At 63.3% G+C, this 26,479-nt stretch carries 19 protein-coding genes; 11 read left to right on the top strand and 8 right to left on the bottom strand.

The features are described from left to right. The first annotated feature begins 364 nt into the window (after nucleotides 1-364). Nucleotides 365-1,783: an amino acid permease gene (locus CC207_RS23825; RefSeq protein WP_062574784.1), complete on the top strand. Its 1,419-nt coding sequence runs from the start codon at nucleotides 365-367 to the stop codon at nucleotides 1,781-1,783. Between the two features lie 72 nt (nucleotides 1,784-1,855). Here CC207_RS23825 and CC207_RS23820 read toward each other — a convergent pair whose 3' ends face one another. Next, a complete protein-coding gene (locus CC207_RS23820; protein ID WP_028691080.1) occupies nucleotides 1,856-2,737 on the bottom strand; it encodes a LysR substrate-binding domain-containing protein in 882 nt (293 codons plus the stop codon). Between the two features lie 152 nt (nucleotides 2,738-2,889). On the opposite strand from CC207_RS23820, the gene CC207_RS23815 reads away from it, so the two are divergent. Next, the gene (locus tag CC207_RS23815) at nucleotides 2,890-5,907 is read left to right on the top strand and encodes an FAD-binding and (Fe-S)-binding domain-containing protein (protein ID WP_088852875.1); all 3,018 of its coding nucleotides are present in this window, start codon (nucleotides 2,890-2,892) and stop codon (nucleotides 5,905-5,907) included. Nucleotides 5,908-5,938: 31 nt separating this feature from the next. On the opposite strand, the gene CC207_RS23810 is transcribed toward CC207_RS23815, so the two are convergent. From CC207_RS23810 to phhA, 6 genes are all read right to left on the bottom strand, one after another. Continuing rightward, nucleotides 5,939-7,129 carry an MFS transporter gene (locus tag CC207_RS23810; RefSeq protein ID WP_028691078.1) on the bottom strand — a complete coding sequence of 397 codons (1,191 nt, stop codon included), beginning with the start codon at nucleotides 7,127-7,129 and terminating at the stop codon, nucleotides 5,939-5,941. 126 nt (nucleotides 7,130-7,255) lie between these two features. Then, entirely contained in the window at nucleotides 7,256-11,536 is a 4,281-nt protein-coding gene (locus tag CC207_RS23805; protein ID WP_088852874.1) for a deaminase domain-containing protein, read from the bottom strand. A 163-nt stretch (nucleotides 11,537-11,699) separates the two neighbouring features. Beyond that, nucleotides 11,700-11,828 carry a hypothetical protein gene (locus CC207_RS28030; RefSeq protein WP_256582346.1) on the bottom strand — a complete coding sequence of 43 codons (129 nt, stop codon included), beginning with the start codon at nucleotides 11,826-11,828 and terminating at the stop codon, nucleotides 11,700-11,702. 238 nt (nucleotides 11,829-12,066) lie between these two features. After that, nucleotides 12,067-13,263 (bottom strand): amino acid aminotransferase, encoded by a 1,197-nt coding sequence (locus CC207_RS23800; RefSeq protein ID WP_178080989.1) that lies wholly within the window; start codon nucleotides 13,261-13,263, stop codon nucleotides 12,067-12,069. Continuing rightward, the gene (locus CC207_RS23795; protein WP_028691075.1) at nucleotides 13,260-13,616 is read right to left on the bottom strand and encodes a 4a-hydroxytetrahydrobiopterin dehydratase; all 357 of its coding nucleotides are present in this window, start codon (nucleotides 13,614-13,616) and stop codon (nucleotides 13,260-13,262) included. The genes CC207_RS23800 and CC207_RS23795 overlap by 4 nt, the downstream gene beginning before the upstream one ends. 38 nt (nucleotides 13,617-13,654) lie before the next feature. Beyond that, nucleotides 13,655-14,443, bottom strand: a complete 789-nt coding sequence (phhA, locus tag CC207_RS23790; protein WP_062360651.1) for a phenylalanine 4-monooxygenase — start codon at nucleotides 14,441-14,443, stop codon at nucleotides 13,655-13,657. A 256-nt stretch (nucleotides 14,444-14,699) separates the two neighbouring features. Between phhA and CC207_RS23785 the strand changes: the two genes are divergently transcribed. Beyond that, nucleotides 14,700-16,259 (top strand): sigma-54-dependent phenylalanine hydroxylase transcriptional regulator PhhR, encoded by a 1,560-nt coding sequence (locus CC207_RS23785; RefSeq protein ID WP_028691073.1) that lies wholly within the window; start codon nucleotides 14,700-14,702, stop codon nucleotides 16,257-16,259. 186 nt (nucleotides 16,260-16,445) lie between these two features. Here CC207_RS23785 and CC207_RS23780 read toward each other — a convergent pair whose 3' ends face one another. Then, entirely contained in the window at nucleotides 16,446-16,700 is a 255-nt protein-coding gene (locus CC207_RS23780; protein WP_023630669.1) for a DUF2790 domain-containing protein, read from the bottom strand. A 407-nt stretch (nucleotides 16,701-17,107) separates the two neighbouring features. On the opposite strand from CC207_RS23780, the gene acs reads away from it, so the two are divergent. The 8 genes from acs to aruF all read left to right on the top strand — a co-directional run bounded on the left by acs (nucleotide 17,108) and on the right by aruF (nucleotide 26,438). After that, entirely contained in the window at nucleotides 17,108-19,069 is a 1,962-nt protein-coding gene (acs, locus tag CC207_RS23775; RefSeq protein ID WP_088852872.1) for an acetate--CoA ligase, read from the top strand. A 531-nt stretch (nucleotides 19,070-19,600) separates the two neighbouring features. Further along, nucleotides 19,601-20,386, top strand: coding sequence for an ABC transporter substrate-binding protein (locus tag CC207_RS23770; protein ID WP_028691071.1), 786 nt, complete (start codon nucleotides 19,601-19,603; stop codon nucleotides 20,384-20,386). A 91-nt stretch (nucleotides 20,387-20,477) separates the two neighbouring features. Further along, nucleotides 20,478-21,167 carry an ABC transporter permease gene (locus CC207_RS23765; protein WP_028691070.1) on the top strand — a complete coding sequence of 230 codons (690 nt, stop codon included), beginning with the start codon at nucleotides 20,478-20,480 and terminating at the stop codon, nucleotides 21,165-21,167. Further along, the gene (locus tag CC207_RS23760) at nucleotides 21,164-21,862 is read left to right on the top strand and encodes an ABC transporter permease (RefSeq protein ID WP_050706737.1); all 699 of its coding nucleotides are present in this window, start codon (nucleotides 21,164-21,166) and stop codon (nucleotides 21,860-21,862) included. The genes CC207_RS23765 and CC207_RS23760 overlap by 4 nt, the downstream gene beginning before the upstream one ends. Nucleotides 21,863-21,884: 22 nt before the next feature. After that, nucleotides 21,885-22,649, top strand: coding sequence for an ABC transporter ATP-binding protein (locus CC207_RS23755; RefSeq protein WP_023630946.1), 765 nt, complete (start codon nucleotides 21,885-21,887; stop codon nucleotides 22,647-22,649). A 103-nt stretch (nucleotides 22,650-22,752) separates the two neighbouring features. Then, nucleotides 22,753-23,733: a transcriptional regulator ArgR gene (gene argR, locus CC207_RS23750; RefSeq protein WP_028691068.1), complete on the top strand. Its 981-nt coding sequence runs from the start codon at nucleotides 22,753-22,755 to the stop codon at nucleotides 23,731-23,733. A 328-nt stretch (nucleotides 23,734-24,061) separates the two neighbouring features. Continuing rightward, nucleotides 24,062-25,282: an aspartate aminotransferase family protein gene (locus CC207_RS23740; protein WP_088852871.1), complete on the top strand. Its 1,221-nt coding sequence runs from the start codon at nucleotides 24,062-24,064 to the stop codon at nucleotides 25,280-25,282. A 136-nt stretch (nucleotides 25,283-25,418) separates the two neighbouring features. Further along, nucleotides 25,419-26,438, top strand: a complete 1,020-nt coding sequence (gene aruF / locus CC207_RS23735; protein ID WP_028691066.1) for an arginine/ornithine succinyltransferase subunit alpha — start codon at nucleotides 25,419-25,421, stop codon at nucleotides 26,436-26,438. Nucleotides 26,439-26,479: the final 41 nt, after the last annotated feature.

Genomic DNA, 26,479 nt, shown 5'->3' with positions numbered 1-26,479 from the left:
TTGCCGTGTGCAGAGCCAGGCAGGATAGCCAGGCATCGAAAACAACAAAATGGAGGCGCCATGTACGCCGATCACTCCGCCTTTTCAGGCCTTCACCCCAGGACCGGTGCGTTTTTTCCACAGGAAACGATGCAACGCGTTGACGCCTGCGCGTTTGCAGGGGTATACAATGCGCCGCGTTTTACCTGTGACCCCCTTGCGTACCGCGCACTCTTGCTGACACCCGGTTGATCCGTCCGGGCACCTCGCCCGTCAGGACAGTCCCGTCCAAGAACCCAAGGTAACCACCTTTCCCATTCCGCTGCGCCACGAGTGCGGTGGGTCCGATTCCGTCACAGATAAAAACAAGCAGGTGACTTCGTTCATGAGTGGACATAATTCACAGTCTGGCGAGCTCAAGCGTGGCTTGAAGAACCGCCATATCCAACTGATCGCCCTGGGTGGCGCGATCGGCACCGGATTGTTCCTGGGCTCGGCCGGCGTGATGAAGTCCGCCGGTCCGTCGATGATCCTCGGCTATGCGATCTGCGGCTTCATCGCCTTCATGATCATGCGCCAGCTCGGCGAGATGATCGTCGAAGAGCCGGTGGCCGGCTCGTTCAGCCACTTTGCGCACAAGTACTGGGGTGGTTTCGCCGGCTTCTTGTCGGGCTGGAACTGCTGGGTGCTGTACATCCTGGTGGGCATGTCGGAGCTGTCGGCAGTGGGCAAGTACGTCCATTACTGGTGGCCGGAGATCCCGACCTGGGTGACCGCGGCGGCGTTCTTCCTGCTGATCAACGCCATCAACCTGATGAACGTGAAGTTCTTCGGCGAGGCCGAGTTCTGGTTCGCGATCATCAAGGTCGCCGCTATCGTCGGCATGATCGGCCTGGGCGCCTACTTGCTGACCAGTGGCAGTGGCGGCCCGGAAGCGTCGGTGACCAACCTGTGGGCCCATGGCGGCTTCTTCCCGCATGGCGTCAGCGGCCTGGTGATGGCCCTGGCCTTCATCATGTTCTCCTTCGGTGGCCTGGAAATGCTCGGCTTCACCGCAGCCGAGGCCGACAAGCCGAAGACCGTGATCCCCAAGGCGATCAACCAGGTCATCTACCGCATCCTGATTTTCTACGTGGGCGCCCTGGTGGTGCTGCTGTCGCTGACCCCGTGGGACAGCCTGGTGGCGAGCATCGACGCTTCCGGCGGCAGCTACGGCAGCAGCCCGTTCGTCCAGGTCTTCTCGCTGCTGGGTAGCGACGTGGCCGCGCACCTGCTGAACTTCGTGGTCCTGACCGCGGCGCTGTCGGTGTACAACAGCGGCACCTACTGCAATGCCCGCATGCTGCTGGGCATGGCCGAGCAGGGCGATGCCCCGGCGGCGCTGGCCAAGGTCGACCGTCGCGGCGTGCCGGTTCGTTCGATCCTGGTGTCGGCAGCCGTGACCCTGATCGCGGTACTGCTCAACTACCTGATGCCGCAGAATGCCCTGGAGCTGCTGATGTCGCTGGTGGTGGCGACCCTGGTGATCAACTGGGCGATGATCAGCTACTCGCACCTGAAGTTCCGCCAGCACCTCGACCGCACCGGCCAGAAGCCGCTGTTCAAGGCGCTGTGGTACCCGTACGGCAACTACCTGGTGCTGGCCTTCGTGGTGCTGATCCTCGGCATCATGCTGCAGATCCCGGGCATCCAGGTATCGGTGTACGCCATGCCGGTATGGCTGGTGGTGATGTATGTGGCCTACCAACTGAAGAGCAAGCGTGGCTCCCAGGCCAATGGCGCTGCTGGCAGCATCGCCAAGTAAGCGCTGAGGCGCACCAACAAAGAACCCGATGCCGGGTAACTGGCATCGGTTTTTTTGTTTCCTGTGCCGGCCTCAGATCTGTTCGAGCAACCAGCCGCGAAACGCCCGCAGCGAAGGCAATGCCTCATTCCTGGGCGGATAGATCAGGTAGTAGCTGCGTTGGCTGGCAAACGGTGTGCCCGGGCTGAAAAGTTCGCCGCTGGCCAGTTCCTCCTGTACCAGGATTCTGGGCACCAGGCCAATGCCTATGCCTGCCCGAACCGCTTGAATCAAATGCGAGGTCAGCTCGAAACTTGGCCCAAGGCGCATCGTCCGGTGGGGCAGGGCATGGTGGGAAAACCACTCTCCCCAGGCATGGGGGTTGTTGGCGACGTTGAGCAGTACCTCCTCGCTCATCCTTTGCGGGTTCCAATGCCCGTCCACCTTGGCTTCGGGTGGCAGGATCACCACCAGTTCCTCGGCGTGCAGGCGATGGCAGACCAGTCCGGGCAGGTCGTGGGTGGCCACGCCGATGGCCGCGTCGATCTCGCTGGTGTCGAAGTTGATGGCTTCGATACGGGAATGAATGTGTACCAGCATGCCGGGGTGGGCGCTGTAGAACGCATGCAGGCGCGGCAGCAGCCATTTCGAGCCGAAGGTCGGCAGGGTCGCTAGGCGCAGGGTGCCGACCCCGGACTGGTAGGCCAGGGCCTGCAAGGTGGCGCTGCGGATTCGGCCGAGGGCCTCGCTGAGCTCGCGCTGGTACAGGCGGCCGACATCGGTCAGCTGCACCTGGCGCCCCTCGCGACGGAACAGGGTGAGCCCCAACTGTTGCTCCAGCGCCTGCACCTGGCGGCTCACCGCGCTCTGGGTCAGCGAAAGCTCGGCGGCGGCGCGGGTATAGCTTTCATGCCGCGCGGCCGCCTCAAAGGCCAGCAGCAGCGACATGGACGGCGTGAGGTGGCGGTAATTCATTCATAAAGCTCATTGATAGCGGCAGGAATATCCATTTGCCCCTGGCGCGAAACTACAGGAACATTGGCCTGTTCGATATCCTCCCATGAGTCATTCATGCAGGAGTGACAAGATTTCCGTGAATTAGCCCGATATCAAAGAGGCATCCTTCGATGATCGCCCAGCTGCCGCCCCGTGCGCCCGCCGCCCACTATCCCGAGTTTCTCGAAGCCCTCAAGAGCAGCGGCTTCCGTGGTCAGATCAGTGCCGACTACGGCACCCGCACCGTGCTGGCCACTGACAACTCCATCTACCAGCGCCTGCCCCAGGCGGCGGTGTTCCCCTTGGATGCCGACGATGTGGCGCGGGTCGCCACGCTCATGGCCGAGCCGCGCTTTCGCGATATCAAGCTGACCCCGCGTGGCGGTGGCACCGGCACCAACGGCCAGTCGCTGACCGACGGCATCGTCGTCGACCTGTCGCGGCACATGAACAGCATTCTCGAGATCAACGTCGAGCAGCGCTGGGTGCGGGTCCAGGCGGGCGTCGTCAAGGACCAGCTCAACGCCGCGCTCAAGCCCCATGGGCTGTTCTTCGCGCCAGAGTTGTCGACCTCCAACCGCGCCACCGTCGGCGGCATGATCAACACCGACGCCAGCGGCCAGGGCAGTTGCACCTATGGCAAGACCCGCGACCACGTGCTCGAGCTGCACAGTGTGCTGCTCGGTGGCGAGCGTCTGCACAGCCTGCCGATCGACGACGCGATGCTGGAGCAGGCCTGCGCCGCGCCCGGCCGGGTCGGCGAGGTGTACCGCATGGCCCGCGAGATCCAGCAAACCCAGGCCGGGCTGATCGAAAGCACCTTCCCCAAGCTCAACCGCTGCCTGACCGGCTACGACCTGGCGCACCTGCGCGACGAGCAGGGTCGCTTCAACCTCAACAGCGTGCTGTGCGGCGCCGAAGGCTCGCTGGGCTATGTGGTCGAGGCCAAGCTCAATGTGCTGCCGATCCCGAAGTACGCGGTGCTGGTCAACGTGCGCTACACCAGCTTCATGGACGCCCTGCGCGACGCCAATGCGTTGATGGCGCATAAGCCGCTGTCGATCGAGACCGTCGACTCCAAGGTGCTGATGCTGGCGATGAAGGACATCGTCTGGCACAGCGTCGCCGAGTATTTCCCGGCCGACGCCGAGCGCCCGACGCTGGGTATCAACCTGGTGGAGTTCTGTGGCGACGAGCCGGCCGAGGTCAATGCCCGGGTCGAGGCGTTCGTCGCCCACCTGCAGCGCGACACCAGCGTCGAGCGCCTGGGGCATACCCTGGCGGAGGGCGCCGAGGCGGTCACCCGGGTCTACACCATGCGCAAGCGTTCGGTGGGGCTGCTGGGCAACGTCGAGGGCGAAGTGCGGCCACAGCCGTTCGTCGAGGACACCGCCGTGCCGCCGGAGCAGCTGGCTGACTACATCGCCGACTTCCGCGCGCTGCTTGACGGTTACGGCCTTGCCTACGGCATGTTTGGCCATGTCGATGCCGGCGTGCTGCACGTGCGTCCGGCGCTGGACATGAAGGACCCGGCCCAGGCCGCGCTGGTCAAGCCGATCTCCGATGCCGTGGCGGCGCTGACCCAGCGCTATGGCGGCCTGCTCTGGGGCGAGCATGGCAAAGGCCTGCGCTCGGAGTACGTACCGGAATACTTCGGAGAGCTGTACCCGGCATTGCAGCGTCTCAAGGGCGCCTTCGATCCATACAATCAGCTCAACCCGGGCAAGATCTGCACCCCGTCGGACAGCGCCGAAGGCCTGACCCCGGTGGATGGCGTGACCCTGCGTGGTGACCTTGACCGCAGTATCGACGAGCGCGTTTGGCAAAGTTTCGGCAGCGCCGTGCACTGCAACGGCAACGGCGCCTGTTACAACTACGACCCCAACGACGCCATGTGCCCGTCGTGGAAGGCTACCCGCGAACGCCAGCACTCGCCCAAGGGGCGTGCCTCGCTGATCCGCGAATGGCTGCGCCTGCAGGGCGAGGCAAACATCGATGTACTCGCCGCCGCCCAGCGCAAGGCGTCTTGGTTCAAGGGGCTGCCGGCGCGCCTGCGCAACAGCCGTGCGCGCCAGCAGGGGCAGGAAGACTTCTCCCACGAGGTATACGACGCCATGGCTGGCTGTCTGGCGTGCAAGTCCTGCGCGGGGCAGTGTCCGATCAAGGTCAATGTGCCGGACTTCCGCTCGCGCTTCCTCGAGCTGTACCACGGCCGCTACCAGCGTCCGCTGCGCGATTACCTGATCGGCTCGCTGGAGTTCACCATCCCGTACCTGGCCCATGCGCCGGGCCTGTACAACGCGGTGATGGGCTCGAAGTGGGTGAGCAGGCTGCTGGCGGACAAGGTCGGCATGGTCGACAGCCCGCTGATCAGCCGTTTCAACTTCCAGGCCACCCTGACCCGTTGCCGGGTCCAGGTGGCGAGCGTGCCGGCCCTGCGTGAGCTGACCCCGGCCCAGCGCGAGCGCAGCATCGTGCTGGTGCAGGATGCCTTCACCCGCTATTTCGAGACGCCACTGTTGGCCTCGTTCATCGAGCTGGCCCACCGCCTGGGGCACAAGGTGTTCCTCGCGCCCTACAGCGCCAACGGCAAGCCGTTGCACGTGCAGGGTTTCCTCGGTGCCTTCGCCAAGGCGGCGTTGCGCAACGCCACCCAGCTCAAGGCCCTGGCCGACTGCGGCGTGCCGTTGGTGGGGCTGGATCCGGCGATGACCCTGGTCTACCGCCAGGAGTACCAGAAGGTCGATGGCGTGGAGTGCCCGTCGGTGCTGCTGCCCCAGGAGTGGCTGATGAACGTGCTGCCCGAGCAGGCGCCGGCCAAGGGCGACAGCTTCCGCCTGATGGCCCACTGCACCGAGAAAACCAATGTGCCAGCCAGTACCAAGCAGTGGGAGCAGGTGTTCGCCCGCCTGGGGCTGAAGCTGGTCACCGAGGTCACCGGTTGCTGCGGCATGTCCGGTACCTATGGGCATGAAGCGCGCAACCAGGAAACCTCGAAGACCATCTTCGAGCAGTCCTGGGCGACCAAGCTGGACAAGCAGGGTGAGGCATTGGCGACCGGCTACTCGTGCCGCAGCCAGGTCAAGCGCATGACCGAGAAGCAGTTGCGTCATCCATTGGAGGTGGTGTTGCAGTACGCGCAGCGCTAGTCAATTGCTGGGGGCGCATAGCGCCCCCGGTTTATCGCTCCCGTTGCAGTCGAGCTTGTCGGTACAGATAACAACTCAACAACAACCCGCACCCCGCTGCTGCCGCCGCGAACAGGAACATCGAGGCAAATCCGAACCCCGCCGCCACTGCGCCCACCAGCGGCCCGGTGATCCCCAGCGACAGGTCGATGAACAGGGAATAGGCCCCCACCGCCGCGCCGCGGTTGGCTGGCGACACCTGGTTCACGGCTTCCACCCCTAACGCGGGAAAAACCAGTGAGAATCCGAAACCGCTCAGCGCCGCACCGGCCAGGGCCATCTCGGCGCTGGAGGCGAGCCACAGCATCAGCAACCCCAGGGTCTCAATCGACAGGCAGGCGATCGCCACGCGGAAGCCGCCGATGCGGTTGATAAGGTTGCCGAAAAGCAGGCGCGCGCAGATGAAGCTGGCACCGAACAGGCTCAGGGTCAGCGCGGCGTTGGGCCAGTCACGGCTGGCATAGAACAGCGTGATGAAGGTGGCGATGGTGCCGAAGCCGATCGAACCCAGGGCCAGCCCCGAACCATGGGGGAACACCTTGCCCAGCACTCGCATGAACGGCAGGCGCACGCCGGCGACCACCGGCGCGGCGCGCTTGGGCCAGGCCAGCAGCAGGCCGAGCACGCCGAGCAGGATGATGCTGGCGCCGATACTCCACAGGCCAAGGCTCTTGGCCATCAGTACTCCCAGAGGTGCACCGATCGCCAGGGCGCCATAGCTGGCGATGCCGTTCCAGGAAATCACCTTGGCGGTATTCTGCGAGCCGACCCGGCCGATGCCCCAGCCGATCGAGCCCGAGCCCACCAGGCTTTCGGCGCTACCCAGCACCAGGCGTCCGACCAGCAAGCAGGCAAGGCTCAGCCAGGGCCAGGGTGTGAGGAAGTGGCAGGCCAGCATGAACACTCCGCTCAGGCCACAGCCGGCCAGGCCCCACATCACGGCCCGCTTGCTACCCAGGTTGTCGATGATGCGGCTCGCAGTGGGGCGGCTGAGCAGGGTGGCCAGGTACTGCACGCTGATGACCAGGCCGGCAACCACGGCGCTGAAGCCAAGGTCGTTGTGCACGTAGCTGGGCAGTACAGCCAGCGGGATGCCGATGTTCAGGTAGCCGATGAAGGTGAAGATGACAATGGCGACGACCTGGGCGGTGGTCCTGAGGGAGGAGGGGCGCTGCTCAAGCATGAAGGATTCCGGAAACGATAAGACCAAGGCGCGGTCATCATAGCCTGGTGGCGCAGGGCTGTGGATTAAGGTTGCAGGGGCAGGTGACGGTGGCCAGCGGGGCCACTGTCGCGGTGGTGGGGAGCGTCAGTAGTTGCTGTATGGCAGCAGCCAACTGACGCTGAAATCAGCGTTCGGATAGTCAAGACGCAGGCGCGGCAGTACGAAGCCGCCGCACGAGCGGCAGGTATCCATCAGGGTGAAGACCTTGATGCTGGCGATCTCGTCACTGCGGGCGAGCAAGTCCTGGTTGATCGTCGAGGCGACCAGGCGCTCGGAATCCAGATGGCGCCAGTGGTTCTTGATGATCAGCCAGTTGGCGCGGCGCAGGACGGGGAGGTGGGTGAAGCGTGGATCCGGGTCCAGTCCCTGCATGCGGGCGCGGGCGTCAATGTAGTCGATGGGCGGCTGTTGGCCCGGCGCGGGAGGATGGAGACCGATCCCCCGTTTCGCCCGGCCACCGGACAACGCGAAGTACACGCGGCGGCTGCCGTCCCTCAAGGTGACGGTGGCAAAAGCGAAATTGGCCCCCGACAGGTGTTGGCGCAATTGCCTCATGCCACCGTCGGTCAGCATCTGGGCAACGCTCAGTGGGGTGTAGGCGCTGCGTGCGCCCGAGGCGGGTAGCAGCAGGTTGAGCACGCCGTTGACATGCAATTGCTCCACGGCATCGAAGCTGGCCAGGTTATGAAATTCGGGGATGATCATTTTGTTCAGTCCCGTTACATCGTTCAGCGAAAAACCGGCCAGTTGATCCTGCGCCCGGGACGAGGTCAGGATGTTGCGGGCAAATTCCGGGTATTGCGCCTCTTCCAGCTGGTCGAGTGCGCTCTGCAGGGCGGTCGGTGCGCTGGGTGGATTGCTGCGTCGATTGTGGCGTACCCAGTCGCGCAGCAGGCCGGCGAGGTTGTCGATGTCCTGTTGCAGGTTCGGCCTGGTGGCCACGATGCGATAGGTTTCGCTGACATCGAGGTATTGGGCGATGGCGTTCAAGTCGGTGACTCGGGTAAAGGTCAGGCGGGTGTCCTGTGCCGGGATGGGGTACTGGCTGGGGGTCAGCGTGCCCTGGCGCAAGGCGGCGGTCTGGCTGCGCTGCCAGGCTTCGAAGTCGAACGGGGCGCCGTAGAATACGCCGGTATCGGCTTCGACCAACAACCAGTCGCTGTCCAGGTACTGCACGCGCGCACCGCGCAAGGTGCGACGGTCGGCAAGGCCTCGGATCAACCGGCCTAGCCGGACCGGTGGGCAGTGGCCGCTGAACAGCGCGACCTGATCGACTGTCATGTCGGCCGGCAGGCCGAACCAGTGTTCGCTTACCGGGTAACCCAGTACGCCGTCCTCGTAGTAGTGCGGCGGATTAAGCAGGCCCATGGCATCGGCCTCGTCGTCGCTCAGGGGGGTGAGGGCCCTTCGACTGCTGGCAGGTTGGCGTCCTCTGCCGGGAATGATTTCCTGCGTGTATTGCACCAGGCGATTCTCGCGCACCATGACCTGCGCCACGCTGTCGCCGTGTGCGCCGTTGGCGCGGTAGGTGATCGGCTGCGGTTCGATACGGATGGTCTCGAAGGCGTGGCTCACTTGTTGGCCGTAGGCGGGCGTGCCGGCCTGGTTGGCGGGTGGCGCCAGCTGAAGCGCGATACCCTGTGCGGGAGCATCCGGATAGGGCGGTGCTTGGCGTACAGGGTCTTGTGCCCACAGCAGGGGCGTATTGCGCACACGCTCGGCCACGCCGGCAGGCTGACCGATGCGGTGGCGATAGGGGACTCCGTTGATGATCGCGTCGACATGGTCTGGGTCGCGGATGATGAACACCGGGTAGACGACCGGGTTGGAGGCTTTTTCCCACGCTCTGGTGATATCGTCGCCCTCGCCCAGCAGCAGTCTGATGGCATTGGGCTTGTGGCCGGGCAGCAGTTTGTGCTGGGGAATCGGTGCGGTGAGGCTGGCCCGTGTGCGTGCGTCGGTGCCGCCCGGCCAGTCGCTGGGGCCTGCCCCGCGGCGATGCAGCCTGGTGGGCAGTGGCTGGCCCTTCCAGTGCCTGGCGGCTCGCAACATGCCAAGGCGCAGCGCCTTGGCGTTTTTGCCAGCTGCGCCATGGAGCCGCGCCAGGGGTTTGATGAGGCGTCCGCCCAAGACGAAGGCACTGCCCGCGGTGCCAAGTACGTCCAGGCCGCAGCCCAATGCTTCTGTACCATTGCGCACGCCGAAGCAGCTTAGCCCGGGCACCAGGTTGGACAGCAGCTTGAACAGGTAGCGTCCGATACTGTCCTTGCGCTGTTCGGCGAGGAACTGTTCGTGTGATGTCGTACCTTTGCAGATGCCATACAGTGCGTCGCAGTTGCCCAAAGCGATGGATTCTGCGTAATAGCGGATCAATGCTTCCAGGCGATGTTCAATCGGCGCTTTGCCCAATTCCACAATTGTTGGCCATGGCGCGACCTGCCAGGGAATAGTGGTCTCGTTGTAGTCGGTGTAGTCCAGAGGCAGGGTCTCGATCCATCGTTCGCGTTGTGTGCTGGTAACGACATGGCGACGCCAGGTCAGCTTCTCTGGAAACAACTCATAGAAGGTGTCGACAGTGTCGCCGTAGAGATGGACGATGATGCCTTGGGTGCCGATTTCCATTCTCCAGTCCGCGATGGGTGAGTCTCCGTAGCTGGGAACGCTGCCTTTGATAGGGCCTATGTACGTCGGCCATGTGACGGCATGGCAATGCCAATCACTGTTCTTCAGTCGGCCCTGGTCTGTTTGGGGCAGATGGCGCAATAAGCGCTGCATTGCATCGGCGTAGATCATCCGGGCACGTTGGCGCCATGCCTGGAACTCGCGGTCGTAACGTGCCGTGGCGTCCGGCAGTTGGCTGTGCCGATAGCCTGCTCCGTGATCCAGGTAGGCATTGACGTGCAGTTGGTTGTCCACGTTGCTGCCCTGCGGATCGATGCCTGCCTGGCGCAGCTCATGCCGAGCCAGCTCGAAGCGATCAGGGACATCGCGAAGGCTCTCCCGGTCCCAGGCGGTGAGGTAATGGTCATAGGCCAGTTGCCATTGTGCTTTAGACCAGGGTGGAGGTTGCTTGAGCAGGCCCTGCAACTGAACCCACTCGGCGACGGTCGCTGCCAAGGCCCCCTCGAACGCCGGGGTAGCCTGCTTGTCGGGCAGGTCGGTAGCTTGTTCTGCAGCGGCGAAGGTCACGGGCTTGCGCTGGGCCAGCAGCAGATAGGCACCTTGGCGCAGGTTGGCCCAGCGCACATCGTGATCGTAGAGATAGTCGTCGGGAGCGTCGTCGATAAGCAGCTCAGGTGCGAAGCGGCGTAACAGCAGTTCGGCAGCCAGTTCTGCCATGGCGGGCACGCCGCCAAGATGACTGTGCAGGCTGTTGATCAGGTCGAGGCGAATTTCGCTCAAATGCTGGTATTTGTTGTGTGCGTTGAACAGCGCGAAATCGAGGATATGGCCTGGACGGTACTTGGTCGCAGGAAAGAGTGCATCGATCAAGGTCTGTTCGACCAGGGCGCGGTACGCGGGGGCGTTTGCCGGCGTGCTGTCCCATTGCACTGCTGCCGCCAGGCGTTGGCCCAGGCGGTCGAAGGTGATAGCGCCCAGCAAGGCATCCAGTACCTGGCCTGCCGGGGCGTTCAGGGCGGAGCCATCCAGCGTGATGCGCCCATACTGGTTGACCGGCTTGTCTGTCTTGCGCTCCCGCGCAGTGGCGAAACGATAGTGCAAGCCTTGGTAAAAGAATGCGGCCTGCAGTTCATTGAGCAGTTTCTCGAAGAGATGCTGACCGGGTGTCGCTTTGAACAGGTGAGTGGCCAGGATGGGAAGGTCAAGGTGCTCGTCGAGTTCCAGTCTGGGCTGCTGCGGGCGCAGGGGCTTCACGCTCAGTTTGCCGCGGAGTAACAGCGTTGCCGCAAGGTAGGTGACGGCGCGTGTCAGGCGTGGATAGGTGTGCCAGAGCGCCTGGGCGAAGCTGGCGACTGCGTAAGGTGTGTCAAGGTGTGAGTCAGGTAGCAGCTCAGGAAATCTGCCGGTGTCGGCAACCTTGATCAGTTGCCCGGCCAAGGTGCCGTAGAAGAGTGCACAGTCGTTGTGGTTCGCTGGCTGAGAGCGCTCGCGTCCCAGAAAGCGATTAAGGTACAGCCTGGCGTGCTCGCTACCCAGCGCTGTCTCCAGGGCTGTCTCGAGCTCCAGATCCATGAGCATTCTCGGATAGAGAGCGTCCACGCCGAAGGCTTGGTCGAAATGGTCGTTAAGCGAGGTGGCGATGTCCTGAGGTCCGGAGAGCTCGCTTACGACGATGACATCGGCGGGAGTCAGGGCGAGGATTTTTGCCTTTTCGGCGGCGTTGAGATGAGAGCGGCGAAACATGCGGGAGCCTCCGTTTTGGAAGGCCGCAGTTTGTCGGAGTGGGGCAGGTCGGTGCGGTAAGAGGATATGGCGTGGCGTGAAAGGTGTCTTGACGGTGTGAAAACGTGATGATGGGGAAGCTCCCGCAGGTCAGCCGTTTTCACACTGTCGAACGGTGCGCGGGTTATTCCTGGTCGGCGCTGGATTGATCATCGCCGTCCTGGTCGACGGCGGGCGTCGGTTCGGCGTGGGCGGCAACGGATTGCTCTTCGGGGTTCAGGCTTGGGAAGGGAAGATTCGGGATTTCATGCATCTCGTCGTTCCTCGCAAGTGTGAGTGAAAAGGCGGCGCCAGGGCGCATGTGTGGCTTCGAAAAGCTGGGGCAGGATACAGCAGTCTGGATGACAGTTTGAGATTTTTGCCGGGCGCTGGTCGGTTCAAGCGGTCGGCTATCGGTCAAGGGGAGCTTCAGGAGGGCGCGTGGGAGCGGGCTTGCCCCGCGATAGCACTATCGCGGGGCAAGCCCGCTCCCACGCCATATCGGCCAGATATCAGCGACAGACGTCGGCGATGGCTGCCGCCAATTGCTCCAGGCGTCGTGCATCCGCCCCGGCGATGTTCGCCCGGCCGGTACCGACCATGTACACACTGTGCCGTTCACGCAGCAGGCGCACTTGCTCGGGGTTCAGCCCGGTGTAAGAGAACATCCCGCGTTGCGCGGCGATGTGCGCGAAACGCTCGGCCAGGCCATGTGGGGCCAGCGCCTGCACCAGGCCTAGACGAAGCTCGGCGATGCGCTGGCGCATGGCGTTCACTTCCTCGACCCACAGCGCCTTGAGCGCTGGATCACCGAGGATCTCGGCGACCACCGCGGCGCCATGGTCCGGTGGCGTCGACCACAGGTTGCGCGCAATGAACGCCAATTGGCTGCGCACATCCAGCAGTTTCTCGGCATCGTGGCTGCACACCAGCAGGGCGCCGGTGCGATCGCGGTACAGGCCGAAGTTCTTCGAGCAGGAGCTGGTGACCAGCAGTTCTGGCAGTTCGGCGGCGAATAGGCGCACCGCCCATGCATCTTCTTCCAGGCCGTCACCGAAGCCTTGGTAGGCGAAGTCGATCAACGGCAGCAGGTTGCGGCGCTTGACGATGTCGAGCACCGCGCGCCAGTCGTCCTGGCCCAGGTCGAAGCCGGTCGGGTTGTGGCAGCAGGCGTGCAGCAGCACCACATCGCCTTGCGCTGCCTGTTCCAGCGCGGCGAGCATGCCGTCGACGTTCAGGCGGTTGTCCTTGCCCACGTAGGGGTAGTGTGACACCGTGAGCCCGGCGCCGGCGAAGATCGTCTCGTGGATCGGCCAGGTCGGGTCGCTTAGCCAGATGCCACGCCCCGGCAGGCAATGGGCGATGAGCTCCGCGGCCAGGCGCAGGGCACCGGTGCCGCCCGGGGTTTGGGTCGCGCCGGCGCGCTGGCTGGCCAGCAACGGCGAGTCGCTGCCCAGCACCAGTTCGCTGACCAGGCGGCCAAACGCCGCGTCGCCATGGCCGCCGATGTAGCTTTTGGTGGCCTGGCGTTCGACCAGGCGCTGCTCGGCCTGTTTGACCGCCGCGGGAATCGGCGTCAGACCCTGGGCGTCCTTGAACACGCCGACTCCCAGGTCAAACTTGGCCGGGTTGGCGTCGCGGGCGTAGGCCTCCATCAGCCCGAGGATCGGGTCGCCAGGGACCCGGCCGATGGCTGCGAAGTGCATCACTTGCGCCCTTCGGCGGTCTTGGCGACTTCGTCGGTGCGCGCGCACATGATGAAGTCGTTGCGGTGCAGGCCCTTGATCGAGTGGCTCCACCAGGTCACGGTGACCTTGCCCCATTCGGTCAGCAGGCCCGGGTGATGGCCTTCGGCTTCAGCGATTTCGCCAATGGCATTGGTGAAAGCCAGGGCGTGCTTGAAGTTCTTGAACAGGAACACGCGCTCGAGCTCCATGTGGCCGTCGCGGACTTCGATGTTCCAGTCCGGGATCTCGCGGATCAGTTCCGCCAGTTCCTCGTCGGTGACTTTCGGCGCATCGGCGCGGCAGGCTTCGCAGTGGGCTTGGTTCAAGGCATTCATGGGTGTTTTCCGGTTTGAGTTGTTATCGACAGGGGCGCTCAGGCGGCGACCTTGGGTGGAAACTTCGGTGCGTGCAGGCCCAGCTGCATGGCTTGGTGGACCATGGCCATGATGTCTTCGTGGGCCAGGTCGAACAGGCGCTTCATGTTCGGCAGGACGAAGTACAGGGGCTGCAGGATATCGATGCGATACGGCGTGCGCATGGCCTCGATCGGGTCGAAGGCCTGGTGCTCCGGCTCGCCTGACAGGCTGTAGACGGTCTCCTTCGGCGAGGAGAGGATACCGCCGCCGTAGATCTTGCGACCCTGCGCGGTTTCCATCAGGCCGAACTCGATGGTCATCCAGTACAGGCGCGCCAGGTACACACGCTGTTCCTTGGTCGCCGCCAGGCCGAGTTTGCCGTAGGTGTGGGTGAATTCGGCGAAGAAGGGGTTGGTCAGCAGCGGGCAGTGACCGAAGATCTCGTGGAAGATGTCGGGCTCCTGCAGGTAGTCCAGTTCTTCTGGGGTGCGGATGAAGGTGGCGACCGGGAAGCGCTTGCTGGCCAGCAGCTCGAAGAAGGTCTGGAAAGGGATCAGCGCCGGCACGCGGGCAACCTGCCAGCCGGTGGTGGCGCCCAGCACCTTGTTGATTTCGCCGAGCTGGGGGATGCGGTCATGGGGCAGCTTGAGCTGCTCGATGCCGTCCAGGTATTCCTGGCATGCCCGGCCTTCGATCACTTTCAGTTGGCGAGTGATCAGGGTGTTCCACACCGCATGCTCTTGTTGCGGGTAGTCGATAAAACCATGCGCATCGGGCTCGCGTGCCACGTATTGCGTCTGTTTCATGTGGCTCTCCTGGTGAGGGCGTTCTTGTTATGTACAGGACATACCTTAGGAATATCCCTACAAACGCGGCTTTGCACCGGGGTTGAGGCCAGTTATGGCTATCCGCTGGTCCTGAAATCGTAACGATAATTTTACAAAAATGCCCTTGTGCCGGAAAATCACGGGTATCGAGCTGGGCAGAAGGGTAATTCTGTCAGTTTATCTTTACGAATTTTCCGCGTGCCGAGTAAAAACCTTGGCCGCTTCGAGACCTTTCATGCGTATCAAAGTGCACTGCCAGAACCGCATCGGCATCCTGCGGGATATCCTCAACCTGCTGGTGGAGTACGGCATCAACGTGTTGCGCGGCGAGGTGGGCGGCGATCATGGCAACGCCATCTACCTGCACTGCCCAAACCTGATCAACTTGCAGTTCCAGGCGCTGCGGCCGAAGTTCGAGTCGATCGCCGGGGTGTTCGGGGTCAAGCGCGTCGGCCTGATGCCCAGCGAGCGCCGACACATGGAACTGAACGCGTTGCTGGGCGCGCTGGATTTCCCGGTGCTGTCGATCGACATGGGTGGCAGCATCGTTGCCGCCAACCGTGGCGCGGCACAGTTGCTCGGGGTGCGGGTGGACGAGGTGCCGGGCATTCCGTTGTCGCGCTATGTCGAGGACTTCGACCTGCCGGAGCTGATCCGCGCCAACAAGTCGCGCATCAACGGCCTGCGCATCAAGGTCAAGGGCGATGTGTTCCTCGCTGATATCGCGCCATTGCAGTCGGAGCATGATGACAGCGAGGCCCTGGCGGGTGCGGTGATCACCCTGCATCGCGCCGATCGCATCGGCGAGCGTATCTACAACGTGCGCAAGCAGGAGCTGCGAGGCTTCGACAGCATCTTCCAGAGCTCGCGGGTGATGGCTGCGGTGGTGCGCGAGGCGCGGCGCATGGCGCCGCTGGATGCGCCGCTGCTGATCGAGGGCGAGACCGGTACCGGCAAGGAATTGCTGGCGCGCGCCTGCCACTTGGCCAGCCCCCGTGGCCAGGCGCCGCTGATGGCGCTCAACTGCGCCGGCCTGCCGGAGTCGATGGCCGAAACCGAGCTGTTCGGCTACGGCCCGGGGGCGTTCGAAGGCGCGCGTGCCGAAGGCAAGCTGGGGCTGCTGGAGCTTACCGCCGGTGGCACGCTGTTCCTCGATGGCGTCGGGGAGATGAGCCCGCGCTTGCAGGTCAAGCTGCTGCGCTTTCTGCAGGATGGCTGTTTCCGCCGGGTCGGCAGTGACGAAGAGGTGTACCTGGATGTGCGGGTGATCTGCGCGACCCAGGTCGACCTGTCCGAGCTATGTGCCCGGGGCGAGTTCCGCCAGGACCTCTACCATCGCCTCAACGTGCTGTCGCTGCATATTCCGCCGCTGCGCGAATGCATGGATGGCCTGGAGGGGCTGGTGCAGCACTTCCTTGACCAGGCCAGCCGGCAGATCGGTTGCCCGATGCCGCGCTTGGCACCGGCGGCGATGGACAAGCTTGCTCAATATCATTGGCCGGGCAACGTGCGCCAGCTGGAGAACGTGCTGTTCCAGGCGGTGTCGTTGTGCGAGGGCGGGGTGGTGAAGAGCGAACATATCCGTTTGCCGGATTATGGCGCACGCCAGCCATTGGGCGAGTTTTCCCTGGATGGCGATCTTTCGCAAATTGTCGGGCGGTTTGAAAAGGCGGTATTGGAAAGTTTGATGAGTGAATTTCCAAGTAGCCGGGCGCTGGGGAAAAGATTGGGGGTTTCCCATACGACCATTGCCAACAAGTTGCGGGATTATTCGTTGAGCAAGTCAGGGGAGTGAGCGTGGCTAATTGCCTTGAAAGTTACACTTGGTCTTGTGGGCGCGGACTTGTGTCGCGAAAGGGCTGCGTAGCAGCCCCGGGGTTTTAGCAGCATGCAAAGATCGCCGGGGCCGCTTTGCGGCCCTTTCGCGACAAAAGGCCGCTCCTACAGGGATCGCGCAAGGCTTGAGATTGGCGCGGTCGCCTCAGCCGTTGGAACAACCGTTCCCCATCACGCGGTATTCGAGAATATGCTTCTGGCCCTGGGAGTCCTCGTAGGTCATACGGGCCGGCACCACTTCGCAGACATTTGGCACTTCGCTCATGGAGATGACGCGGGCGATGTCCAGGTGCTGCGAATAACTGTACTGTTCAACCGGAATCTGCTCGACATCTTTTGCTTCGCCGGCCAATGCCGCGCCGCAAAAACCGCCAAGTACCAATACCAGTAAAGCTTTCATTTTCAAGTTACCTGTCTAAGGTCGTGAGGGGGCACGCGGCGCTTATGGCGCCGCGAGTACAGCAAGTTTCAACTATCGGGATGAGATACGGATTAACGCTGCCTGCGTGGGGGCTGTTACCAAGTTAATCGCGTTGCCGTTGCTGGCGAGATGAATTTTAGGGGGGGCGCCCACGGCTGAAACAGAGGGGGTTTTGATAAAGTCTTTTGACAGAATCTGTAACAATCCCCGTCGAAACCCTGTCTTTTCCTCTCGACGATGGCTGCATGCCATGTACTAGAGCGGTCGCGCCCGATCAGTAGGTCGACGACCCGTCGTGTTACTACCAACGTCGAATGGTCTTGGCCGCTCTGGTACAGTTACAAACGGTTCCATACAAAAACAACTATTACACCGAGGTAACACAGATGAGTGCGGCTCCACTGTATCCCGTTCGTCCCGAGGTTGCGGCCAGTACCCTGACCGACGAGGCCACCTACAAGGCCATGTACCAGCAATCGGTGATCAACCCGGACGGCTTCTGGCGCGAGCAGGCCCAGCGTCTGGACTGGATCAAGCCTTTCACCAAGGTCAAGCAGACCTCGTTCGACGACCACCATGTCGACATCAAGTGGTTCGCCGACGGCACTCTGAACGTTTCCTACAATTGCCTAGACCGCCATCTCGCCGAGCGCGGCGACCAGCTGGCGATCATCTGGGAAGGCGACGACCCTTCCGAACACCGCAACATTACCTATCGCGAGCTCCACGAGCAGGTCTGCAAGTTCGCCAACGCCCTGCGTGGCCAGGACGTGCACCGTGGTGACGTGGTGACCATCTACATGCCGATGATCCCCGAGGCCGTGGTCGCCATGCTGGCCTGTGCCCGCATCGGCGCGATCCACTCGGTGGTGTTCGGCGGCTTCTCGCCGGAGGCGCTGGCCGGGCGCATCATCGACTGCAAGTCGAAAGTGGTGATCACCGCCGACGAAGGCCTGCGCGGTGGCCGTCGCACCCCGCTCAAGGCCAATGTCGACCTGGCCCTGACCAACCCTGAAACCAACAGCGTACAGAAGATCATCGTGTGCAAGCGCACCGGTGGCGACATCGCTTGGCACCAGCACCGCGACATCTGGTACGAAGACCTGATGAAGGTTGCTTCCAGCCACTGCGCGCCGAAAGAGATGGGCGCCGAGGAGGCGCTGTTCATCCTCTATACCTCCGGTTCCACCGGCAAGCCCAAGGGCGTGCTGCACACCACCGGCGGTTACCTGGTGTATGCCGCGCTGACCCACGAGCGCGTGTTCGACTACCGTCCGGGCGAGGTCTACTGGTGCACCGCCGATGTGGGCTGGGTCACCGGCCACAGCTACATCGTCTACGGCCCGCTGGCCAATGGCGCCACCACACTGCTGTTCGAGGGCGTGCCGAACTACCCGGACATCACCCGGGTGTCGAAGATCGTCGACAAGCACAAGGTCAATATCCTCTACACCGCGCCGACCGCCATTCGCGCCATGATGGCCGAGGGCGAGGCGGCGGTGGCCGGTGCTGATGGCTCCAGTCTGCGCCTGCTGGGCTCGGTGGGTGAGCCGATCAACCCCGAGGCCTGGAACTGGTACTACAAGACCGTCGGCAAGGAACGTTGCCCGATTGTCGATACCTGGTGGCAGACCGAGACCGGCGGTGTACTGATCAGCCCGCTGCCGGGCGCCACCGCGCTGAAGCCGGGCTCGGCGACGCGTCCGTTCTTCGGCGTGGTGCCAGCGCTGGTGGATAACCTGGGCAACCTGATCGAAGGCGCCGCCGAGGGCAACCTGGTGATCCTCGACTCCTGGCCGGGCCAGTCGCGTTCGCTGTACGGCGACCACGACCGTTTCGTCGACACCTACTTCAAGACCTTCCGCGGCATGTACTTCCCCGGTGACGGTGCCCGCCGCGACGAAGACGGCTACTACTGGATCACCGGCCGTGTCGATGATGTGCTCAACGTCTCAGGGCATCGCATGGGTACCGCTGAGATCGAGAGCGCGATGGTGGCGCATCCGAAGGTCGCCGAGGCGGCCGTGGTGGGCGTGCCGCACGACATCAAGGGGCAGGGTATCTACGTCTATGTCACCCTCAACGCCGGCGAGGAGTCGAGCGAGCAACTGCGCCAGGAGCTGAAGAACTGGGTGCGCAAGGAGATCGGCCCGATCGCCTCGCCGGATGTGATCCAGTGGGCACCGGGACTGCCGAAGACCCGCTCGGGCAAGATCATGCGCCGCATCCTGCGCAAGATCGCCACCGGCGAGTACGATGCGCTGGGTGATATCTCCACCCTGGCCGACCCAGGGGTGGTGCAGCACCTGATCGACACCCACAAGGCGATGAGCCTGGCCACCGCTTGAGTTGAAGCATCGCAATCGTGGGGGTGGACCTTTCCCGCGATACGGTCATCAGCAAAAACCCCGCCCATGCCCGGCGGGGTTTTTGCTTTACTGATACCGACTGTTACTCCGACATCCATCGGTAACCCTGGCTGTCACCGATTTCGCCCAAATGCGGGGCTTGTGGAAACATTCGCGTGCCATTTGAGTGCATTGCTGCGAGCATTTTGTGCGGGGTCGCACGCTGCACTTGCCGGAATACAAGGCTTTGCCAATAATGGGCCCGCTTATTGCTTTGGGTATAGGTTATTTCTCTTTTGCTCTTGCATATCTCGCAGGAGCTGTCAATATCGCCCGCCGCGGTTCCTGGCGCTTCTGTAATTAGTTGTCGCTTTGAAGAAATATCGACCACCGGGCTGTCGCTAGAATGCCACTCACTCGCTCGTGGTCTGCGACCTTGGTCGAAACCTGCGCGGCTCGCGCTGTACCCATTCGCATATCGGGCAGCCGTTACAACTGCCTTGTATTGCCCCGTACCGATGGAGTTACCTGATGAAGAAGCTCGCACTGCTTGGCGCCCTGGCGCTTTCCGTGTTTTCCCTGGTATCGCAGGCCGATGAGAAGCCGTTGAAGATCGGTATCGAGGCCGCCTACCCACCCTTCGCCTTCAAGCAACCCGATGGCAGCCTCGCCGGCTTCGACTACGACATCGGCAACGCCCTGTGCGAACAGATGAAAGCCAAGTGCACCTGGGTCGAGCAGGAGTTCGACGGCCTGATTCCTGCGCTGAAAGTGCGCAAGATCGACGCCATCCTCTCGTCCATGTCGATCACTGATGATCGCAAGAAGTCGGTCGACTTCACCAAGCGCTACTACCTCACCCCGGCGCGTCTGGTCATGAAGGAAGGCACTGCCGTCAGCGACAGCCTGGTTGAGCTCAAGGGCAAGAAGATCGGCGTGCAGCGCGGCTCGATCCATGATCGCTTCGCCAAGGAAGTCCTGGGCGCGCAAGGCGCTACCGTCGTGCCTTACGGCACCCAGAACGAAATCTACCTGGACGTCGCCGCCGGTCGCCTGGACGGTACCGTGGCCGACGCCACCCTGCTCGAAGACGGTTTCCTGAAAACCGACGCCGGCAAGGGCTTCGCCTTCGTAGGCCCGGCCTTCACCGATACCAAGTACTTCGGTGACGGTGTCGGCATTGCCGTGCGCAAGGGCGACACCGCCAACGCCGAGCGCATTAACGCGGCCATCGACGCTATCCGCGCCAACGGCAAATACAAAGAAATCGAGAAGAAGTACTTCAACTTCGATATCTACGGTCCAGACTCGAAGTAAGCCCTCGAGTTTCACCTGTGCAATGGTGCAAACAGCAGAATCTCTGAGGTTTGCACCATTTTTCATTCCCAAGCCCTGAGGAATTCGAATCATGTTGAAAGGCTATGGGGCAGTCATCCTCGATGGGGCGTGGCTGACGCTGCAGCTCGCCCTGTCGTCGATGGCCCTGGCCATCGTCCTCGGCCTGATCGGCGTCGCGCTGCGCTTGTCGCCGGTGCGCTGGCTGGCCTGGCTGGGGGATCTGTATTCCACGGTGATCCGTGGCATCCCTGACCTGGTCCTGATCCTGCTGATCTTCTACGGCGGCCAGGACATCATCAACCGGGTGGCGCCGCTGCTCGGCTATGACGACTACATCGACCTGAACCCGCTGGTCGCCGGCATCGGCACCCTGGGCTTCATCTTTGGTGCCTACCTCTCGGAAACCTTCCGCGGCGCTTTCCTGGGTATTCCCAAGGGGCAGGCCGAGGCGGGCGCGGCCTATGGCATGAGCGGTGTCCAGGTGTTCTTCCGCATCATGGTGCCGCAGATGATCCGTCTGGCGATCCCTGGCTTCACCAACAACTGGCTGGTGCTGACCAAGGCGACCGCGCTGATATCGGTGGTCGGCCTGCAGGACATGATGTTCAAGGCCAAGCAGGCGGCGGACGCCACCCGCGAACCCTTCACCTTCTTCCTCGCGGTGGCGGCGTTGTACCTGGTGCTGACCAGTGTCTCGCTGCTGGCGCTGAAGTATCTCGAGAAGCGCTACTCGGTGGGCGTCAAGGCGGCTGAACTATGATCTTCGACTACAACGTCATCTGGGAGGCCATGCCGCTTTATCTGGGCGGCCTGCTGACCACCCTCAAGCTGCTGGCGCTGTCGCTGCTGTTCGGTCTGCTGGCGGCTGTTCCGCTGGGCCTGATGCGCGTCTCCAAGCAGCCGCTGGTGAACATGAGCGCCTGGCTGTACACCTACGTGATCCGCGGCACGCCGATGCTGGTGCAGCTGTTTTTGATCTACTACGGCCTGGCCCAGTTCGAGGCGGTGCGCGAAAGCTTCCTGTGGCCGTGGCTGTCCAGCGCGACCTTCTGCGCCTGCCTGGCTTTTGCCATCAACACCAGCGCCTACACCGCCGAGATCATCGCTGGCAGCCTCAAGGCCACGCCTCACGGCGAGATCGAGGCGGCCAAGGCCATCGGCATGTCGCGCATGAAGATGTACCGCCGCATTCTCCTGCCTTCGGCGCTGCGCCGGGCGCTGCCGCAGTACAGCAACGAAGTGATCATGATGCTGCAGACCACCAGCCTGGCGTCGATCGTCACCCTGATCGACATCACCGGTGCCGCGCGCACGGTCAACGCCCAGTACTACCTGCCTTTCGAGGCCTACATCACGGCGGGCGTGTTCTACCTGTGCCTGACCTTCATCCTCGTGCGCCTGTTCAAGATGGCCGAACGCCGCTGGCTCGGCTACCTGGCGCCGCGCAAGCACTGACCGCTCTGTGAGATCCGACAGCATGTACAAACTCCAAATCCAAGACCTGCACAAGCGCTACGGCAGCCATGAGGTGCTCAAGGGCGTCTCCCTCGAAGCCAAGGCAGGCGACGTCATCAGCATCATCGGCTCCAGCGGTTCGGGCAAATCGACCTTCCTGCGCTGCATCAACCTGCTGGAGCAGCCGCACGCGGGCAAGATCCTGCTCAACAACGAAGAGCTCAAGCTGGTGGCCGGCAAGGACGGCGCGCTCAAGGCCGCCGACCCGAAACAACTGCAGCGCATGCGCTCGCGGCTGTCGATGGTGTTTCAGCATTTCAACCTCTGGTCGCACATGACCGCGCTTGAGAACGTCATCGAAGCGCCGGTGCACGTGCTGGGGGTGAACAAGAAGGAAGCGCTGGAGAAGGCCGAGCACTACCTGGCGAAGGTCGGCGTGTCCCATCGCAAGGATGCCTTCCCTGGCCACATGTCCGGCGGCGAGCAGCAGCGCGTGGCCATCGCCCGCGCCCTGGCCATGGAGCCTGAGGTGATGCTGTTTGACGAACCGACCTCGGCGCTCGACCCGGAGCTGGTGGGCGATGTGCTCAAGGTCATGCAGTCGCTGGCCCAGGAAGGCCGCACCATGGTCGTGGTCACTCACGAGATGGGCTTTGCCCGCGAGGTGTCCAACCAGCTGGTGTTCCTGCACAAGGGGTTGGTGGAGGAGCGCGGCTGCCCGCGCGAGGTGCTGGTCAATCCGCAGTCCGAGCGCCTCAAGCAGTTCCTTTCCGGCAGCTTGAAGTAATCGCTGCACATTTGCACCCTAATGGGGCATGCTGCGCCATCCGCGCGGCATGCCCTGGCGCCACAAGCGCGAACCCTTCCTTCCAGGTTTCGGACCACGCCCTATGACCACCCAGCGAATCGGTTTTCTCATCTGGCCAAGTACCAAGCCGCTGACCCTGGCGTTGGCTGAAGAGGTGCTGCAGGTGGCCCAGCGGGTGCATCCGGACGTGGTCTACGAGTTGAGCTATTTGCAGGCCGAAGCCGGGCAGGAGGGCCCCTGGCGCTTGCCGGGCGAGGCATGGAACGGTCGTCTCGAGGGTTGCCACAAACTGTTCCTGCTGGCCGATGAGCCGCCGGTGACAATTGGATCGTCGCTGTCCGCCGCGCTCAAGCAACTGGCGCGCAGCGGCTGCATGATCGGTGGCCTGTCCGCCGGCGTGTACCCGCTGGCGGCGCTGGGCCTGCTCGATGGCTACCGCGCCGCGGTGCACTGGCGTTGGCAGGATGATTTCGCCGAGCGCTACCCCAAGGTGATCGCCACCAGTCATCTGTTCGACTGGGACCGTGACCGCCTGACGGCCTGCGGTGGCATGGCAGTGACCGACCTGTTGCTGGCGGTGCTGGCGCGCGATCATGGCGCGGAGCTGGCGGGCGCGGTGTCCGAAGAGCTGGTGGTCGAGCGTATCCGTGAAGGCGGCGAGCGCCAGCGCATTCCGCTGCAGAATCGCCTGGGCTCCAGTCATCCCAAGCTCACCCAGGCGGTGCTGCTGATGGAGGCCAATATCGAGGAGCCGCTGACCACCGACGAGATCGCCCAGCATGTGTGCGTGTCCCGTCGCCAGCTGGAGCGGATTTTCAAGCAGTACCTCAATCGAGTGCCCAGTCAGTATTACCTGGAGCTGCGCCTGAACAAGGCACGGCAGATGCTGATGCAGACCAGCAAGTCGATCATCCAGATCGGGCTGTCCTGCGGGTTCTCCTCGGGGCCGCATTTCTCCAGTGCGTACCGCAACTTCTTTGGCGCCACGCCGCGTGAAGACCGTAACCAGCGGCGCAGCAGCAGCCCATTCGAGCTGAGTTCGGCGCCGGCCGAGCGGGGCTGAAGACCTTCCTTCCTGCGAAGACGCTATCGCGGGGCGGGCCCGCTCCCACGGCTTGCGCTGTGTGTGGGAGAGGGTTTGCCCCGCGATGGGGTTTATATATGTGAACACCCGTTCACCCAATTCTCGCCGGGCATCTCCCCGACACCCCGTCCTCCCGTTACACTGCGCGATTGCGACACTGTTTGTCGCATTGCCGAAAACCGCGTGAAAACACGGTTTGGCGCTGTAACAAGTTGTCGCCTGGCAGCAAGGACAGGCGCCAATCAGTCCTTACAATCCCCTCATCGCTCGCCACTTCCAGGCCAGCGTTCCTCTTCAGGAGACTCAGATGTCCGTTGAGCAAGCCCCGGTGCAACGTGCCGATTTCGACCAGGTCATGGTTCCCAACTACTCCCCGGCGGCGTTCATTCCTGTACGAGGCGAGGGTTCCCGAGTCTGGGACCAGACCGGTCGCGAGCTGATCGACTTCGCCGGCGGCATCGCCGTGAATGCCCTGGGCCACTGCCACCCGGCGCTGGTCAAGGCGCTCACCGAGCAGGCTAACACCCTCTGGCACGTCTCCAACGTGTTCACCAATGAGCCGGCCCTGCGCCTGGCGCACAAGCTGGTGGACGCGACCTTTGCCGAGCGCGCGTTCTTCTGCAACTCCGGCGCCGAGTCCAACGAGGCCGCCTTCAAGCTGGCCCGTCGCGTCGCCCACGACCGCTTTGGCCCGGAGAAGCACGAGATCATCGCGACCGTGAACAGCTTCCACGGTCGTACCCTGTTCACCGTCAGCGTCGGTGGCCAGCCCAAGTACTCCGACGGCTTCGGTCCGAAGATCACCGGCATCAGCCACGTGCCGTACAACGATCTGGAAGCGCTGAAGGCACAGATTTCCGACAAGACCTGCGCCGTGGTCATCGAGCCGATCCAGGGCGAGAGCGGCGTGGTCCCGGCCGACAAGGCCTACCTGGAAGGCGCGCGCAAGCTGTGCGATGAGCACAACGCATTGCTGATCTTCGACGAAGTGCAGACCGGCGTTGGCCGTACCGGCTCGCTGTATGCCTACCAGCACTACGGCGTGACCCCGGACATCCTGACCAGCGCCAAGAGCCTGGGCGGCGGCTTCCCGATCGGCGCCATGCTGACCACCAGTGACCTGGCCAAGCACCTGGCCGTCGGCACCCACGGCACTACCTACGGCGGCAACCCGCTGGCCTGTGCCGTCGCCTGCGCCGTGCTTGATGTGGTCAACACCCCGAAAACCCTGGCAGGCATCAAGGCCAAGCATGAGCGCTTCAAGGCCCGTCTGGAGAAGATCGGCCAGGAAACCGGCTTGTTCACCCTGGTGCGTGGCGTCGGCCTGCTGATCGGCTGCGTGCTGAGCGAGGCCTGGAAAGGCAAGGCCAAGGACATTCTAAACGCCGCCGAGAAGGAGGGCGTGATGGTTCTGCAGGCCGGTCCCGACGTGGTGCGCTTCGCCCCGAGCCTTGTGGTCGAGGATGCCGACATCGACGAAGGCCTGGATCGTTTCGAACGTGCCGTGGCAAAACTGACCAAGGGCTGATCGCCCTTCGCCGGCCTCCAGACGGGGCCGGCGATACCTGAATTCCAGTGCGGGCACCTGCTTGCAGGTGGTGGCGCGTGCCCGCCGTTTTTCCGTGCCGATGTGATCGGCGCGCTTTCCCGAAAGGAGTGACACCATGCTGGTGATGCGCCCCGCGCAAATGGCTGATCTGAACGAAGTGCAGCGCATGGCTGCCGACAGCCCCATTGGTGTCACCTCGCTGCCGGATGACGCCGGCCGCCTGGGCGACAAGATCGCCGCCTCGGAAACCTCCTTCGCCGCCGAGGTCAGCTTCAATGGCGAGGAGAGCTACTTCTTCGTGCTCGAGGACAGCGCCACCGGCAAACTGGTCGGCTGCTCGGCCATTGTCGCCTCGGCCGGCTACTCCGAGCCGTTCTACAGTTTTCGCAACGAGACCTTCGTGCACGCCTCCCGCGAGCTGAAGATCCACAACAAGATCCACGTCCTGTCGCTGTGCCACGACCTCACCGGCAACAGCTTGCTGACCAGTTTCTACGTGGTGCCGGAGCTGGTGAGCAGCGCCTTCGCCGAGCTCAACTCCCGCGGCCGCCTGCTGTTCATGGCCGCGCACCCTGAGCGCTTCGCCGACTCGGTGGTGACCGAGATTGTCGGCTACAGCGACGAGCAGGGCGAGTCGCCGTTCTGGGACGCCATCGGCCGCAACTTCTTCGACCTCAACTACGCCGACGCCGAGCGCCTCTGCGGCCTCAAGAGCCGCACCTTCCTCGCCGAACTGATGCCGCACTACCCGATCTATGTGCCGCTGTTGGCCGACCAGGCACAGGAAGCCATGGGCCAGGTGCACCCGCGGGCGCAGATCACCTTCGACATCCTCATGCGCGAAGGCTTCGAGACCGAGCACTACATCGACATCTTCGACGGCGGCCCGACCCTGCACGCCCGCGCCTCGGGTATCCGCTCCATCGCCCAGAGCCGGGTGGTGCCGGTCAAGCTCGACCAGACGCCGGTCAAGGGTGGCCGTCCGTACCTGGTGTGCAACGGCCAGTTGCAGGATTACCGCGCCGTGCTGCTGGAGCTGGACTGGGTGCCGGGCAAGCCGGTCAGCCTGAGCGGCGAAGCCGCCGAGGCCCTGGGGGTCGGCGAAGGCGCCAGCGTGCGCCTGGTCGCGGTCTGAACCGCCGCAACAGAGAGTTTCGCGGCAGGCACAGACCGCCG

The organism is Pseudomonas sp. DrBHI1 (genome assembly GCF_002205115.1).
Lineage (GTDB): Bacteria > Pseudomonadota > Gammaproteobacteria > Pseudomonadales > Pseudomonadaceae > Aquipseudomonas > Aquipseudomonas mosselii.
Note: the sequence above shows the minus strand (reverse complement) of the source record. Positions and strands in the feature narration are given on the sequence as shown.

Coding starts and splice junctions, on each gene's coding strand:
- CC207_RS23825 (WP_062574784.1), top strand. CDS start 365: ATGAGTGGACATAATTCACAGTCTGGCGAGCTCAAGCGTGGCTTGAAG.
- CC207_RS23820 (WP_028691080.1), bottom strand. CDS start 2,737: ATGAATTACCGCCACCTCACGCCGTCCATGTCGCTGCTGCTGGCCTTT.
- CC207_RS23815 (WP_088852875.1), top strand. CDS start 2,890: ATGATCGCCCAGCTGCCGCCCCGTGCGCCCGCCGCCCACTATCCCGAG.
- CC207_RS23810 (WP_028691078.1), bottom strand. CDS start 7,129: ATGCTTGAGCAGCGCCCCTCCTCCCTCAGGACCACCGCCCAGGTCGTC.
- CC207_RS23805 (WP_088852874.1), bottom strand. CDS start 11,536: ATGTTTCGCCGCTCTCATCTCAACGCCGCCGAAAAGGCAAAAATCCTC.
- CC207_RS28030 (WP_256582346.1), bottom strand. CDS start 11,828: ATGCATGAAATCCCGAATCTTCCCTTCCCAAGCCTGAACCCCGAAGAG.
- CC207_RS23795 (WP_028691075.1), bottom strand. CDS start 13,616: ATGAATGCCTTGAACCAAGCCCACTGCGAAGCCTGCCGCGCCGATGCG.
- phhA (WP_062360651.1), bottom strand. CDS start 14,443: ATGAAACAGACGCAATACGTGGCACGCGAGCCCGATGCGCATGGTTTT.
- CC207_RS23785 (WP_028691073.1), top strand. CDS start 14,700: ATGCGTATCAAAGTGCACTGCCAGAACCGCATCGGCATCCTGCGGGAT.
- CC207_RS23780 (WP_023630669.1), bottom strand. CDS start 16,700: ATGAAAGCTTTACTGGTATTGGTACTTGGCGGTTTTTGCGGCGCGGCA.
- acs (WP_088852872.1), top strand. CDS start 17,108: ATGAGTGCGGCTCCACTGTATCCCGTTCGTCCCGAGGTTGCGGCCAGT.
- CC207_RS23770 (WP_028691071.1), top strand. CDS start 19,601: ATGAAGAAGCTCGCACTGCTTGGCGCCCTGGCGCTTTCCGTGTTTTCC.
- CC207_RS23765 (WP_028691070.1), top strand. CDS start 20,478: ATGTTGAAAGGCTATGGGGCAGTCATCCTCGATGGGGCGTGGCTGACG.
- CC207_RS23760 (WP_050706737.1), top strand. CDS start 21,164: ATGATCTTCGACTACAACGTCATCTGGGAGGCCATGCCGCTTTATCTG.
- CC207_RS23755 (WP_023630946.1), top strand. CDS start 21,885: ATGTACAAACTCCAAATCCAAGACCTGCACAAGCGCTACGGCAGCCAT.
- argR (WP_028691068.1), top strand. CDS start 22,753: ATGACCACCCAGCGAATCGGTTTTCTCATCTGGCCAAGTACCAAGCCG.
- CC207_RS23740 (WP_088852871.1), top strand. CDS start 24,062: ATGTCCGTTGAGCAAGCCCCGGTGCAACGTGCCGATTTCGACCAGGTC.
- aruF (WP_028691066.1), top strand. CDS start 25,419: ATGCTGGTGATGCGCCCCGCGCAAATGGCTGATCTGAACGAAGTGCAG.